The sequence below is a fragment of the Candidatus Neptunochlamydia sp. REUL1 genome (assembly GCF_963457595.1).
Taxonomy (GTDB): domain Bacteria; phylum Chlamydiota; class Chlamydiia; order Chlamydiales; family Simkaniaceae; genus Neptunichlamydia.
Genome location: NZ_OY735137.1, coordinates 964401 through 977136, shown reverse-complemented (window position 1 = coordinate 977136; position 12736 = coordinate 964401). Strand labels below are relative to the sequence as shown.

Genomic DNA, 12736 nt, shown 5'->3' with positions numbered 1-12736 from the left:
ACTCCCAATATACACACTTTTGCGATTAGAATCATGGTTAAAATTTCGCTATCATGATAAGAAAAAGAAATGACTTATTTAGTAGGAGACATTGGCGGAACAAAAACCCATCTAGCCCTTTATCTTGAAGAAAAGGGAAAGATAGAGTGTGCAAAAGAGGAGAAGTTCCCTAGCCAGAAATATCCAAACCTTCGAACTATTGTGAAAGGGTTTCTTAAGGGGGAAACGGTTCATGTTTCTAAAGCCTGTTTTGGAATTGCGGGGCCTGTTAAAAAGGGGAAGAGCCAGGCGACTAACCTTCCTTGGCTCGTGGACGCAGACCAGCTAAAAAGCGAATTGTCAATCGACAAAGTTTCCCTGATTAATGACTTAGAGGCCAACGCCTACGGCTTGAACATGCTTAGGGAAGATGAGTTTTATACGATCAATGAAGGAGACCCTCGTGCAGAAGGAAATCAGGCAATGGTTTCAGCGGGAACCGGCCTGGGGGAAGCAGGTATTTTTTTTGATGGACGGCGTCACTATCCTTTTGCTTGCGAAGGGGGCCACACAGACTTTGCTCCAAGGAATGAAAGAGAGGATGCACTTCTCCGTTATTTGAGAGAAAGGTTTGGTCATGTTTCTTACGAGAGAATTCTTTCTGGACCTGGGCTTTACAACCTCTATCAATTCATGGTGGAGACAAAGCAAGTGGCAGAAAGGGAAGAGGTTTATAAGGAGATTGCATCGGGAGACTCTCCTCTTCTTATTTCGGAAAAAGGACTCAGTGGCTCGTCGAAAGCATGCGCAGAAACGCTTGAGCTCTTTGTGTCTATCTACGGGTCTGAAGCGGGGAATATCGCATTAAAAATGCTTGCGCTTGGTGGAGTTTATATCGGTGGGGGAATTGCGCCAAAAATTATGGGAGTGTTGAAAAGAGGGGATTTTCTCCGGTCGTTCACAGAAAAAGGGCGGTTTGGGGCGCTCCTTGAATCGATTCCGATTCGCGTTGTTCTCAATGATAGGACTGCTCTTTTGGGGACCATCTATTATGCTAAACATCTGATGTAATTACAGCCCAGACAGAATCTTTTCCGACGACAAATTTATTTGGAAGACATTCATTAACAGCTTTCATGACGTCTGGAAAAGACAAGCTATAATCATGCCCTGTGAGAAGCCCACCAGCACGAACTTTTGGCGTCCACGTTAGAATATCTTGTTTTACGTGTTCGTAGCTGTGATCTCCATCAATGAATACGAGATCGATATCACTCGGAACTAGATTTACTCCTTCCGTGGAAGTGGTTTTTAGTATGGTTGTTTTCGGGTCATTTTCAAAGTGTTTGCAAACTTTTTTATAGTTGTTTTTATAGTCCTCCGAGTTGAGAGAGGTGGGGTTCCCTTTTTGAAGGTAGCTGGCTGTGGGGCGATAGGGATCTATGAGATAAAGGTGAGCGCTAGGAAGTAGTTTTCTGAGTTTTTTTGCGTTTTTTCCGTCCCACGTTCCCACCTCGACAATTTTTTGCACACGAATGTTGTTTGCTACAGAGAGAAACTTTAAATAATCCCAACGAAAAACAATTTTTGGGTCGATGTTAAGAAAGTTCATTGGTCACCTCTTTAACAAATGAGTAAAAAATTTAAACAATTGATGCAAGAAGAATCGATTGTGAATTTGAGCAAGCCGTGGTAATTTACTTCCATGAAATGGATGACCATCAGCATATTTTGCACGCTTTCTTTGTTTGCTGAGAAAATGGAAAGGCGGGTGGATGTTTTAGAACACCAAATGGGCGAGGTTGGGACGAAAACCCCTAGTGGTGAGTATGGAGCCCAGCTTGCAAATGCCACATTTGAAAGAGGTTGGGTTGGTGTTGAGTTGTTTGGAAGCCCCCTTTATTGGCATGCGAAAGTGGGGGGCACCGAGTATGTATATAGTCTAGTGAGCGGCAAAGGGAAAGTGGAAAGTCAAAGTTTCGACTGGGACTTTGGATACCGCCTTGGAGCAGGGGTTTTTCTTCCGATTGTGAAGTGGGAGGTTTTAGGTACCTACACACACTTTGGGACTCAAGATACAGAGGGTCGTGGAGTCATTCCCCCTTCTCTTCTTGTGAACCTGCGAGGAAGTTTCTTTGTCTTTAGCCAAAGCGTAAAGTCTTCGTACGATATTGACTATGATACAGTTTCTTTCGAGTTAAAGAGGAGCTCGTTTTTAGGAAGCCTTCTGGGGTTAGGCTCTAGTTTAGGGGTTAAGCAAGGGTGGATTGACCAGAAGCAATCGGTGACATATAGCGCATTCCAAGAAGAGCTTACGAAGGTGAAAGATCGGTGTCGATTTCGGGGAGTGGGGCCTCTGCTTGGAATGAATATAAATTGGCACCTTTTTTCTGGGTTTAGCTTTTTGGGGGATATCAAAGGGGCGCTGCTTTATGGAGACTTTGAGGTCAAGCACACCGAACCTCCCATTGAAGTTAAGGGCGCTGCTCATCTTTTCTCTCCCAACCTTTCCTTTACTTTTGGTTTGAATAAAGATTTTCCTATCGGCGGGGCTCAGGTTTTTATCTCTCTTGCTTATGAGGCAGATTACTACTGGCGTCAAAATCAAATGGTGACAATGGAAGACGCAGATCGAGGGAGGCTTAAAATTGCTCGCCAGGCAGAAGACCTCACTTTTTATGGTGTGACTGGTCGCCTCGGTATTGAGTTTTAAAAGACGATGGCATGGTAGATAATAGAACTCACCCTGGGGTGAAGTCTGGAGCGTAACGGAGTCGAACCGTTGGCCTCAACAATGCCATTGTTGCGCTCTACCAACTGAGCTAACGCCCCATGAGAAACGATTGTAATTATAACGTGAGTTTTTTTCAATCACATGCTACGATAAGCCGTTATGAGTATTTTTGAAAAAGTAGAGCCCTGCCCCCCAGACCCCATTTTTGGACTGGCGGCCCGTTTTAAGAAGGACACAAACCCCAAAAAAATTGATCTGACAGTTGGGGTTTTTCGCGATGAGGATCTCAAGACCCGCACTCTGCGCTCTGTCAAAGAGGCAGAGAAGGTTTTGATGAAACTTGAGGTGGATAAGACCTATTTACCTATGGGAGGAAGCGATCCTTTTGTCAAGGAAGCTCAAAAGCTCATTTTTGGAGAAACCTTTTGCAAGGATGCGCGGGGGACTCTTTTTGGAGTTCAATCTATCGGAGGAACGGGAGCTCTTCGTCTAGCTGGTGAATTTTTGTCTCTAGAAGTAACGAAAACAGCTTATGTTTCCGACCCCACGTGGCCTAACCATGTTGGTATATTCGAAGCATGTGGATTGGAAGTAAGAAAATACCCTTACTACAACAAGGAAAACCATATCCTTGACTTCGAGAGGATGTTGAACACCTTATCAGGCGCTGCTGAAAATAGTTTGGTCGTTCTTCATGCCTGTTGTCACAACCCCACAGGATGCGATCCCTCGCAGGCTCAATGGAAAGAACTTTCAACACTCATCCTTAGAAAAAAGCTTGTTCCTCTCTTTGACTTTGCCTATCAGGGATTTGGCCGCGGGCTTGAAGAAGATGCTTGGCCGGTTCGCTACTTTGCTGAGCAGGGGCACGAAATGTTTGTTGCGTCCTCTTGCTCAAAGAACTTTGGACTATATGGGGAAAGGATTGGCTTGTTGTCGGTCCTTGCTAAGAATGAGCAGCTCGCTCAAAACTCTTCCTCTGTTGTCAGGGGGGTGGCGCGAGTTACCTACTCAAATCCTCCAAGGCATGGGGCAGGAATTGTCACAACTGTGCTCCAAGATAGAGGCCTCTCTGAATTGTGGCGGGCCGAGGTTGATCAAATGCGCAAGCGGGCTGAAGAGATGCGATGCATGCTATATGACGCTCTTTCTGGGCAGTTTGGAAAAGATAAATTCGGTTTTTTAAAAAGACGGCACGGATTATTTTCAATGTTAGGGGTTTCTCCAGAGCAGGTTGATCGAATGATGGACGAGTATGGAGTCTATTTGGCTCGAAGTGGACGGGTTAATTTAACAGGTTTGTCGGAGGAAAACATTACATACGTCATGGAGGCAATTGTAAAAACAATGGGATGAGAAAAAAAAGTTATCGCCCCTACATCATCCTAGGCCTTGTTTTATTGGGACTTTTCTATATTCCTAAAGGGATTGTTGAAAGGGTTCGAACAACAGCAACAGGGGCCGCTGTTGGCGCAAAAGTTTTTGCTCATTCGAGCACTACCGATATCGAAGAACTTCAAGCAGAGCTTCTTTTATTAAAAAATCAGAATAACACCCTTCGCCGCCGACTCCTTTCTGAAGAAAGAATTAGCGTTCGAATCAAACGAGTTAAAGAGCTCATTGCTCTCGATGAGAAAAAGACTTCAGATTTTTATGACAGAAGAAAAAAGGCTGCTGAAGAGCGTCTTGAAAGAGAGTTGTTTTTTCGATTCGCAGAGGTCGTTTATCGCGAAGCAGCAAATTGGAATGCAACGGTGTGGATTAACTTGGGCGAAAAGGAGGTTGAGCTTAATAGCCCAGTTCTCAAAGGGGAAAACTTAATTGGCCTGGTGGAGTATGTTGGAAAACATCGAAGCCGTGTGCGACTACTGACAGACTCTTCGCTAATCCCCTCTGTTCGAGTGGCTAGAGAGGGAGAATACTTGGCAAAAGGAGAGCTTTATGGAAGTAGCTCTGCCCTTTGGAGAGGGCGCTCTGAAATTTTAAAGGGCATCGGGTTTAACTATGACTTTGAAGATGAAGAGGGTCCAGCAAGAGAGCTTAGAAGCGGAAGACCCCTTGACCAATTGAACAAGGAAGAAACGCTTTCATTGATGGATGTAGGAGACTTACTTGTGACAACTGGAATGGATGGGGTGTTTCCAAAAGACATTCCTGTTGCAATTATCACCAAAATAGAAACCCTAAAAGAAGGATGTGTCTCAGCAGAAATTGAAGCACGCCTTTGCGCAGGAAATCTTGATAATCTTTTAGACGTTGTCATACTCCCTCCGCTTACCCCCAATGAGAGTGAATGATGATCCGTTTTAAGGGAATTTGGAAAACCTTTCCACCAAATCATACGGTCCTCGAAGATTTTAACTTAGGAATTCGAGAGGGGGAAACGCTTGTCATACTGGGAAAAAATGGGAGCGGAAAAACCACAGCCCTTCAGCTTATCAAGGAAGTGTAATTAAATAGGTTAAAATATATTCCGATCTTTTCTTAAGACGAGAGCGTTTACTTAAAGAGCGCTACAATTAACCTAAGTCGTTTATTGTTTATGAGTTAAGTTAAAGCTTTCACATCTTGTCATATATGGATATTTTTTGTCCTAGAATTTCTGAAAATTCCTCTATGCAAATCGTTCCTACTTTTCTTTTAAAAGTTTTTACCAATTCATTCTTTTGGTTAATCCTCTCAAAATATTTAACTTAATGTTATTGGGATAGGCTCATATAATTACACTTCCGTTAAGTTTAATTCTTGACAGATAATTTTTATAATTTCATATATAGGCATAAAGCAACGGCAGGTAAATGGTAGTGAAGAGAGTCATTTTTTATTTTGGAATTTTTCTATTAACCTCGATAAGCCTATTTTCAGAAACGGTTAATTTTTCAGAAATTAAGGTTGAAGAAAAGATAAAAAATAAAGGTTCTCGTGGAAATTTTTTAGGTCCTTCCGTTCAGGCTCAATTATCTCACGATTTTAATTTAGGTGTTGTATCTGGTTTATTTGAAGGTGGACCAAAACAATTGAGGAGTAGTGCTGCTTTAGAGTTCTGTTTAGGAAGTAATAGAGGAACTGGTATCAAAATCAGCACTGAGCATTTGATGCAAGATTTAAAATTCAATTTTCACACAAGTTCACAAAAAAAATGGGTTCATCAAGCATCAGCTGGAATTGGGTTCAAACATGTGCTCGAAAACGAGCGGCACCCTTTATTTATTAAATCTTTCCAAATTGACGGATGTTATTCACATTCATGGAGCAAAAATCTAGATAAAAAATATATAGGTCACCATAAAAACTGTATCAGCTTTAGAAGAATTGCGGGAGTAAACCTATGGGGAGGTAGTGGAGGGGTAGACTTACAATTTAAAAAATTTAGGAGCATTTTAGGGTTGATTGTTAATTATGATTATCTGAAATTTGACATAAAAAATAGCTATCAGCTTTCAAAAAGTGGCTTTGGCGGAGGATTTTCCCTCCTTCAACCACTTTCAGATGCATTCGACTTAAAAGCAAAAATATCATTTCGAAAATCTTTTAACAAGTATTCAGGAGAGTTTAATTGGAATCCAAATAAAATCCCAGGTTTAGCAGCTGGACTATTTGGGGGGTATACATCAGGAAAATATGGCTTAGCTAGCTCTTATGATATAGGAATTAAACTGAGTTACTTATTTGGGCATAAAAAATCAGAGTCTAGTCACAGTAAAAACTTACTGTCGGGTTACTCAGCCTCCAAAAACTGTTTTAAAACATGCATTCAAGATTCTTTTATTAGAATGCCACAGGTAATCGCTGTTTCTGATGAAAAAATTTCTTGTTCATTGATATTGTCTGAGAAGGTTCTATCGTGCGATGGACTATTTTTTGCACCCATAGTTTTTCAAAGGGACAATCAAAACCCAAATCCGAATATTGCTAGTGTTGATTATTATATCAAAAATTTTGATAAAACAAAATCAACGGGCAAAATAGATATAGATTTTAAATTAGTGGATGGAGACATAATTACTCCTTCATATCAAACATCTCAAAAAATTTATTTTCAGGATGTGGACCCAAAGGGTTTTTTGAATCAAGGCCTAGATCCTGAAAGTACAGGATCTTTAATTATAAACTTTAACAATGCGGGTCTTAAATATGATGACGTTTCTCAGTGGGAATGTAAGTTCGAAAATCAAGTTTGCGGAGAAGTTGATCAGCTTGTCAATGAACCTTCTTAAGGATTTTGGTGAAAAAACCTTCATCTCTGAATAGGAGCTTCCACTTTATTGGATTTTCTCTTTCTAGGCAGCTAAGTCTCTGCCCTCGAAAAGGTCTTCAATAAATGTCTTTATACCCCGGGCGTTTGCATCCGAAATTTCATCGATTTGTCATTGAACGATGCAAATGGGGCGTGTTCTTTCAGGAACGCTTTCTGCAGCAATCCTAGCCATTTTTTTTGACATCGTCTTGACTAAAATGGGAAATCATTTCACAGCTGAGTGCTGAGAGAGCGTTTCAAAAACCCCCTCTCTAATCTCATCAAAAGAGGGGTGTTTTCCGAAGGCACGCTCATAGATATCCGTGCGGATGGGTTTAAGGGTTTCTTGTGCTTTCAGGTTCCCTTCAATAAATGAAAATATTTTATCATAGGAAGTGTTTGGAATGACAGTACCACACTGGTGAAGATAGGAAGAATAGTTTTTTGGTTTTTTCCATTGAGAGCCTTCGAAAAAGAACATGGGACGGTTGTAATAAAGAAAGTCGTATCCGATCGAAGAGAAATCTCCTAAATAGATATCTGTTCGCTTCAATAGAGGGAGGACAAGGGGATATTGGGAAAGAACAACAACGTTATTAACATCTCGGTATTTTTCTTCTAAGTGAGTGACATAGCCTGGTTTATAGTGGATAAGCCAGGGATGCAGCTTGATAATAAGATTGTAGTGGTCTGGAAGTTGCTCGGGGACAGCAAGACCCACATCAATAAAGGAAGAAGAGTGTTCTAAGTCTTGCCACGTGGGAGCATAAAGAAGGGTCGTTTGCTTTTTGGCAAAGAAGGAGAAAACCTCTTTTTCGACAAGGTTATCGTAAAAATCCATGTGTTCTTTATAAAAAGGATAGCGGTAATTCCCCGTTCTCACATGTCCCAGGGCCGTATCGAAAATTCCGCTTTCTTGCAGCCTCTCTTCCATGATAGGACCGTAGGTGAAAAAGTAATGTTGATCTTTGAAAGTTTCAATAGACTTGTCTGAGTTTCCGTGGGGACAGTACCAAAACTTCATCTGCTTTCGGAAGATGACTTCAAAAAGAGGGCTTAAATCTTTGCGGTAGTTAGCGCTGGAAACAAAGAGAAGGTTATGGTTGTGGGCGAAATATTCTAGAATCTTTGCATGGTGATCAATGTAAAGCGACTTTACCTGCGGATAGTAAGTTTCCATTACGCCTGTCAAGAACTCAATATCAACGACAAGAGGCATTCCCATGATGTATGCGAGAGGGGCTAAATGATCAAGGTGGTTGACCGAGTCTCCAGGTGCAAGGCAGATGCCACATGCTTCAGACTGTTTCGGAGAGGATGTCATATATTTTCGCACGTGTTTGGTCTTTGTCAAAGACCTCATTATACACGTGGTCTTGTATTTTTAAAAAGGATACAGGATCGATTTCATCGATCTTTTCAAAAGGGTTTTCATTCGCATCAATAATCGTTCCACACCGCGTGAGATAAAGTCCTTGGTCCTCATTTGGGTTGCGGTTTTGGGGGTTATAAAAAAAGAGAGGGCGGCGAAATGTTAAAAAATCATATCCAATTGAAGACATGTCTCCCAAATACACATCGACCGATTGAAGCAAGGGGTAAATGGGGGGTAAGTCTTTCAGAATGATCACATTTTCTTTTGGAGATTCGAGAGGACACTTTAGATGGGGGTGAGGTTTAATGATCAAATTCCAGTCTTTGGGAACAGAATTGATCAGAAAGGAGTGCGCTATTTCAAAAGATGAAGAGCGTTCACTATCATTCCAGGTTGGTGCGTATAAAAGTGTGCGACGTTTCCGGTTTATTGGGAGTTTTTCCTCTAGGATTTTTTGGTAAAAATCAATGTGCTGCAAATAATACTCATACCGATAGTTGCCTAAAATAAAGAGGTCTTCTAATTGTTCAAAAGCTCCTTTTTCCTTAAGGAAATCAATCATCTTTTGACCGTATACAAAGGCCCGTTTTTCTTTTGAAAGACCCTCCATAAAGTAAGAGGAGTGACCTTTATCGGAGTTGCCATGTGGGCACCACACATTCATGAGACACTTTTGATGAAGAGTTGTTGTAATAAAAAAAAGGGAATCAAAAAGGTCCTTAGGGAGGCATGAAATGACGACCTCAAACTGCGAGACCATTTGTTCTGCCATTTCAACTGGGTCAAAATAGAGAAGATTTAAATCGGGGTAATAGCTCTTTGCTAAACGTTCAATTTCAAAGTCTGTGACGACAAGAGGAACCCCTAAAAGACTTGCTAAGGGGGCTAAATGATCAAGATAATGTTTCTGATTTCCGTAAATCAGCGTTGCAATCTTTGGGAAGCTTTCTATGATCATGCTTTGTCCTGTTATAGAGCAAAAATTCATTTTAAACAACATCCTTTCTCTCGCAGGTGTTTTACTTTGCCACTTTGACGACGTCCTTTTTTGGGGTCGGGTTGGGAGGAGTATATGTTGAAGTTGATCCTTCATATACCTCTCAAAGATGTTCCTCTTGTGAAAACATCGACAAAAATAGCCGCAGGAACCTCTGAATATGGGCGACCTATTTTCAGCCTGAGAAATCAGGAATCTTCCTCCTTTAGGGAGGAGAGGGGGTCAACCTCAGGGTAATCGATAGTAATTAGGGTCACTTTCTTTCCTTGCACTGCTTCTGCGTGCACAGCAGAGTTGTTCATCTCTAAAGGTCCTTCCTTTAGAATCATTTCGTGTAATGACTTATTTCGAAGGTGTTGCCCATGGATTTTGTCTGTTAGCTCCTTTGCCCTTTGATAAAGGTGTAGGGTTTCAGATTCAATATCGACAAGGGGGTCTAAGACCTCATCTAAAGTTGTTCCAATGGTGTTTAGTGGCATAAGATCAAACAGCATGCGCGTGAGAATCCCCCGTTTTTTGATGACCTCTTTAAGGCGCGCTGCTAATTTACTGCATTCTCGATAAAGATCGTTTTTCAGTTCAATATCTCCAATCAACAAAACATATTCCTGCTGATTCATATTGCCCAATATTTCACGTCGCAAGTCAATTTCTTTAGATAGAAAGACTTGCAGCTGCTGATTGATCTCTGTCCACTTTGCCATTTTTACCCCCCGGCCGCACTACACTACTTGCAAATAGTATGCCAATAAAGCTAAACTCCTTGTTTGAAGTGGAGTAGAATATATGGATACCGAACAACTACGTCAGTGGTTCTTCAAAAATCGCCGCGACCTTCCTTGGAGGGAAGATCCTTCCCCCTACGAAGTATGGGTATCAGAGGTCATGTTGCAGCAAACTCAAGTTAGTGTGGTAGTTCCCTACTTCAAAAGATGGATGACTCTTTTTCCCACCATTACAAAACTTGCCGAGGCACCTCTTGAAAGAGTAATCAAAATCTGGGAGGGACTTGGCTACTATTCTCGGGCTCGAAACCTTCATGAAGGGGCACGGTATCTCACTGAAAATCACGGTGGAGAGCTTCCTTCGTCAGGTGAAGAGCTAATAAAGGTTAAAGGGTTAGGTCCTTACACTGTTGGGGCTATCCTAAGCTTTGCTTTTAAGAAAAGGGAGGCCGCCGTTGATGGAAATGTATTGCGCGTCCTTTCCCGCTTCTATGGAATCGAGGAGCCGATAGATCTGGGGAAGGTACAAAAAAAAGTATGGGAGCTTTGTGAGGCGCTTCTTCCTAAGAAGGAACCATGGATTATTATGGAAGCCCTTATTGAGCTCGGCGCCCTGGTATGCAAAAAAACAGCCAGTTGCAGCTCTTGCCCCTTGCAAAAAGAGTGTGTAGCCAATAGAACGAGTAAAGCGGATTTACTTCCTATAAAGAGAAGCCGGGAGAAAACTATCCACCTCCATCGAGATGTTGCTGTTATCCACACTGAAGATGCTTTCCTTCTTCGGAAAGGGGAAAGCGGAAGGGTGATGGCAGGTCTTGCAGAATTCCCTTATTTTGAAAGAGGAACAGCTATTGAGGATTCTCTTGATCTTTCCCTCACCCCTCTTTGCTCCCTTCCAGAGGTGACACACGGGTTTACAAAATACAAAGCGTTTCTCTATCCCCACCTTTATAGGGCTTTGCATAAGGAAATTGAAGGGTATGAATGGATTCTTTTTGAAAAAATTCCCATAACCCCCTTCTCCTCTGGACATCGCCGGATCCTTCAAGGACTGTCTATGGCAGAGCCTCAGGGGCTTCCCAAGAAATTAATTGCTCTTTTACCTTAGGGACACGCCCTAAAGAGCGTATCCTCTTCTCGAGTTTTGACGAAAAAATTTGAGGTTTAAATGAGTCGAATTCAAGAACAAGTTATACGTTCTATCATACCTCCAGCGCTTTTTACAATACGATCGGAATTCCCCTGGCTGTATTGGGTCTTCTCAATCCAATGATCGCAGGGTTTACTATGGAGCTCAGCTCTATTTCAGTCGTTCTCAACTCCCTGTTTTTGAGAAAAGCCTGAACATGGGGATGTTCAAAAATGGGAAATGAGGTAGAATGGGTTCTTTTATCTGAACGCAAGAGCATGTTATGGATATTGAGATCGATTTACCGAGACGGATGTTATTCGATTGGAAGAAGTTATTAGTATATATTGTCCCTGCGGCGCTTCTTGCAGGACTTTTAATTACAAAGGTGGGAACGCGTAAAGGGGGTTCTGAAGGAGAGTATATTGCTGCTACCCATGCTTTTGTCAAATGGGACCAGATTTTGGACCAGAATGCGGAGGAGTTTGCGAGTTTACAAAGGGTGATGAAAAAACATCCTGAGCTTCATGCTCACTATGATGCTCTAATCGGTCAGAATCTGCTTTCTGCTCACTCACCAAAAGAAGCCGAGCCCTATATTGGGCGGACTCTTAAGAGAACTGATCAACCTTACTATTCTGACTATGCTCGAACGTCGCTTCTAATTAGCGCAGCAAAGTATGAGGAGGCAAGGCAAAGTGCAAGCCTGCTGAAACAACAAATGCTTGAGGATACTGCATTTTGGAAGGACAGGAATGACAACTCTGCCCTTTTTGCCTTTAATTTACTTCGAATCGCCACTCTTTCTGAGCAGCTTGGAGATCTGGAAGGTGAACAAACCGCCTGGAAGGAGTTGAAGCATTATGGAGGATGGGAAAAAGACGCAAAAGCAGACGAAAAAATTGGGCATGCTGGATTCAAGCAGCTCTTAAGCCACTTTACCGTGCAAGAAACGTCGCTTCTTGACTATATCGCATCAAGAGAAGAGGACCTCAGCAAACAGTAGAGTCGCTTGCAAGCGGCTCAGTAAGTTTGCTTACTGCCCTCCCTCATCATCGTTCAACTTTGTTACTGACGAAGCAGCTTTGTGCATCCCTGTTCCTCCTACAAGACCTAGGAAGAAGAAGACAAGCGGAGGCAAGAAAAATGAAATGATGACCCCAACGATTGCAAGTACAAGCTTAGTCGCCTTTTCTTGTTTGAAAACAAACCCAAAGGCAGCTTTTGCTGCTTTTTCAATCTTTTTAGGAAGCCATATTCCGAGAATTCCCCCCACGCCTGCTAGGAAAACACTCCACGCAGCGCCAAAGAAGATAAATGTTAGCAAAGTCGCTAATAGAAAATAGAGTACGAAGAAGATTTCAAATCGATACTTCTTTCCAAAATTTTCAAGCTCTTGAACGCTAACGCCTTCTTTTAGTTTTTTATCCATTGTTTCTCTCGTTTTTCAAAACCATAGAAGCACCAAGCCTATACTTAGTTGCCTCTACACTCAAGTTTAAAATAAAATAAATTTTTTGCAATCTAGATGTTTTCTGTTTTCTTTGAAATTTTTCATTA

The 12736-nt window shown here is 41.9% G+C and carries 14 protein-coding genes and 1 tRNA gene; 9 read left to right on the top strand and 6 right to left on the bottom strand.

All coding sequences use genetic code 11. The features are described from left to right. The first annotated feature begins 69 nt into the window (after positions 1–69). Positions 70–1050, top strand: a complete 981-nt coding sequence (gene glk, locus R2I63_RS05455; RefSeq protein ID WP_316359694.1) for a glucokinase — start codon at positions 70–72, stop codon at positions 1048–1050. Here the strand turns inward: glk and R2I63_RS05450 are convergent. Then, on the bottom strand, positions 1034–1591 hold the full coding sequence (locus R2I63_RS05450; protein WP_316359692.1) for a class I SAM-dependent methyltransferase: 558 nt from the start codon (positions 1589–1591) through the stop codon (positions 1034–1036). The two genes, glk and R2I63_RS05450, sit on opposite strands and share 17 nt — an antisense overlap. Before the next feature lie 93 nt (positions 1592–1684). On the opposite strand from R2I63_RS05450, the gene R2I63_RS05445 reads away from it, so the two are divergent. Beyond that, the gene (locus R2I63_RS05445; RefSeq protein WP_316359690.1) at positions 1685–2692 is read left to right on the top strand and encodes an Lpg1974 family pore-forming outer membrane protein; all 1008 of its coding nucleotides are present in this window, start codon (positions 1685–1687) and stop codon (positions 2690–2692) included. 46 nt (positions 2693–2738) lie between these two features. Here R2I63_RS05445 and R2I63_RS05440 read toward each other — a convergent pair. Continuing rightward, a tRNA-Ala gene (locus R2I63_RS05440) sits at positions 2739–2811 on the bottom strand. A gap of 61 nt (positions 2812–2872) precedes the next feature. Between R2I63_RS05440 and R2I63_RS05435 the strand changes: the two genes are divergently transcribed. The 4 genes from R2I63_RS05435 to R2I63_RS05420 all read left to right on the top strand — a co-directional run bounded on the left by R2I63_RS05435 (position 2873) and on the right by R2I63_RS05420 (position 6930). Continuing rightward, the gene (locus R2I63_RS05435; RefSeq protein WP_316359688.1) at positions 2873–4069 is read left to right on the top strand and encodes an amino acid aminotransferase; all 1197 of its coding nucleotides are present in this window, start codon (positions 2873–2875) and stop codon (positions 4067–4069) included. Beyond that, positions 4066–5010 (top strand): rod shape-determining protein MreC, encoded by a 945-nt coding sequence (locus R2I63_RS05430; RefSeq protein WP_316359685.1) that lies wholly within the window; start codon positions 4066–4068, stop codon positions 5008–5010. The genes R2I63_RS05435 and R2I63_RS05430 overlap by 4 nt, the downstream gene beginning before the upstream one ends. Next, complete coding sequence (locus R2I63_RS05425; RefSeq protein WP_316359682.1) at positions 5007–5165, top strand: ATP-binding cassette domain-containing protein; 159 nt, start codon at positions 5007–5009, stop codon at positions 5163–5165. The genes R2I63_RS05430 and R2I63_RS05425 overlap by 4 nt, the downstream gene beginning before the upstream one ends. Positions 5166–5517: 352 nt before the next feature. Then, positions 5518–6930, top strand: coding sequence for a hypothetical protein (locus R2I63_RS05420; protein WP_316359680.1), 1413 nt, complete (start codon positions 5518–5520; stop codon positions 6928–6930). Positions 6931–7176: 246 nt separating this feature from the next. On the opposite strand, the gene R2I63_RS05415 is transcribed toward R2I63_RS05420, so the two are convergent. Then, positions 7177–8304 (bottom strand): CDP-glycerol glycerophosphotransferase family protein, encoded by a 1128-nt coding sequence (locus R2I63_RS05415; RefSeq protein ID WP_316359674.1) that lies wholly within the window; start codon positions 8302–8304, stop codon positions 7177–7179. Beyond that, positions 8249–9283 carry a CDP-glycerol glycerophosphotransferase family protein gene (locus tag R2I63_RS05410; protein WP_316359670.1) on the bottom strand — a complete coding sequence of 345 codons (1035 nt, stop codon included), beginning with the start codon at positions 9281–9283 and terminating at the stop codon, positions 8249–8251. The genes R2I63_RS05415 and R2I63_RS05410 overlap by 56 nt, the downstream gene beginning before the upstream one ends. A 56-nt stretch (positions 9284–9339) precedes the next feature. Between R2I63_RS05410 and R2I63_RS10645 the strand changes: the two genes are divergently transcribed. Next, positions 9340–9480, top strand: a complete 141-nt coding sequence (locus tag R2I63_RS10645; protein ID WP_445083663.1) for a zinc ribbon domain-containing protein — start codon at positions 9340–9342, stop codon at positions 9478–9480. Positions 9481–9510: 30 nt separating this feature from the next. On the opposite strand, the gene R2I63_RS05405 is transcribed toward R2I63_RS10645, so the two are convergent. Continuing rightward, on the bottom strand, positions 9511–10026 hold the full coding sequence (locus R2I63_RS05405; RefSeq protein WP_316359667.1) for a hypothetical protein: 516 nt from the start codon (positions 10024–10026) through the stop codon (positions 9511–9513). Between the two features lie 82 nt (positions 10027–10108). Between R2I63_RS05405 and mutY the strand changes: the two genes are divergently transcribed. After that, complete coding sequence (gene mutY, locus R2I63_RS05400) at positions 10109–11155, top strand: A/G-specific adenine glycosylase (protein WP_316359665.1); 1047 nt, start codon at positions 10109–10111, stop codon at positions 11153–11155. A 304-nt stretch (positions 11156–11459) separates the two neighbouring features. After that, a complete protein-coding gene (locus R2I63_RS05395) occupies positions 11460–12182 on the top strand; it encodes a hypothetical protein (protein WP_316359663.1) in 723 nt (240 codons plus the stop codon). 30 nt (positions 12183–12212) lie between these two features. Here the strand turns inward: R2I63_RS05395 and R2I63_RS05390 are convergent, their stop codons facing one another. Next, positions 12213–12608 (bottom strand): hypothetical protein, encoded by a 396-nt coding sequence (locus R2I63_RS05390; protein ID WP_316359661.1) that lies wholly within the window; start codon positions 12606–12608, stop codon positions 12213–12215. Positions 12609–12736: the final 128 nt, after the last annotated feature.

Bases quoted from the DNA above. Each gene is read 5' to 3' on its own strand.
- R2I63_RS05405 (WP_316359667.1), bottom strand. From the start codon at position 10,026: ATGGCAAAGTGGACAGAGATCAATCAGCAGCTGCAAGTCTTTCTATCT.
- R2I63_RS05410 (WP_316359670.1), bottom strand. From the start codon at position 9,283: ATGATCATAGAAAGCTTCCCAAAGATTGCAACGCTGATTTACGGAAAT.
- R2I63_RS05450 (WP_316359692.1), bottom strand. From the start codon at position 1,591: ATGAACTTTCTTAACATCGACCCAAAAATTGTTTTTCGTTGGGATTAT.
- mutY (WP_316359665.1), top strand. From the start codon at position 10,109: ATGGATACCGAACAACTACGTCAGTGGTTCTTCAAAAATCGCCGCGAC.
- R2I63_RS05445 (WP_316359690.1), top strand. From the start codon at position 1,685: ATGAAATGGATGACCATCAGCATATTTTGCACGCTTTCTTTGTTTGCT.
- R2I63_RS05395 (WP_316359663.1), top strand. From the start codon at position 11,460: ATGGATATTGAGATCGATTTACCGAGACGGATGTTATTCGATTGGAAG.
- R2I63_RS05390 (WP_316359661.1), bottom strand. From the start codon at position 12,608: ATGGATAAAAAACTAAAAGAAGGCGTTAGCGTTCAAGAGCTTGAAAAT.
- R2I63_RS05425 (WP_316359682.1), top strand. From the start codon at position 5,007: ATGATGATCCGTTTTAAGGGAATTTGGAAAACCTTTCCACCAAATCAT.
- glk (WP_316359694.1), top strand. From the start codon at position 70: ATGACTTATTTAGTAGGAGACATTGGCGGAACAAAAACCCATCTAGCC.
- R2I63_RS05435 (WP_316359688.1), top strand. From the start codon at position 2,873: ATGAGTATTTTTGAAAAAGTAGAGCCCTGCCCCCCAGACCCCATTTTT.
- R2I63_RS05430 (WP_316359685.1), top strand. From the start codon at position 4,066: ATGAGAAAAAAAAGTTATCGCCCCTACATCATCCTAGGCCTTGTTTTA.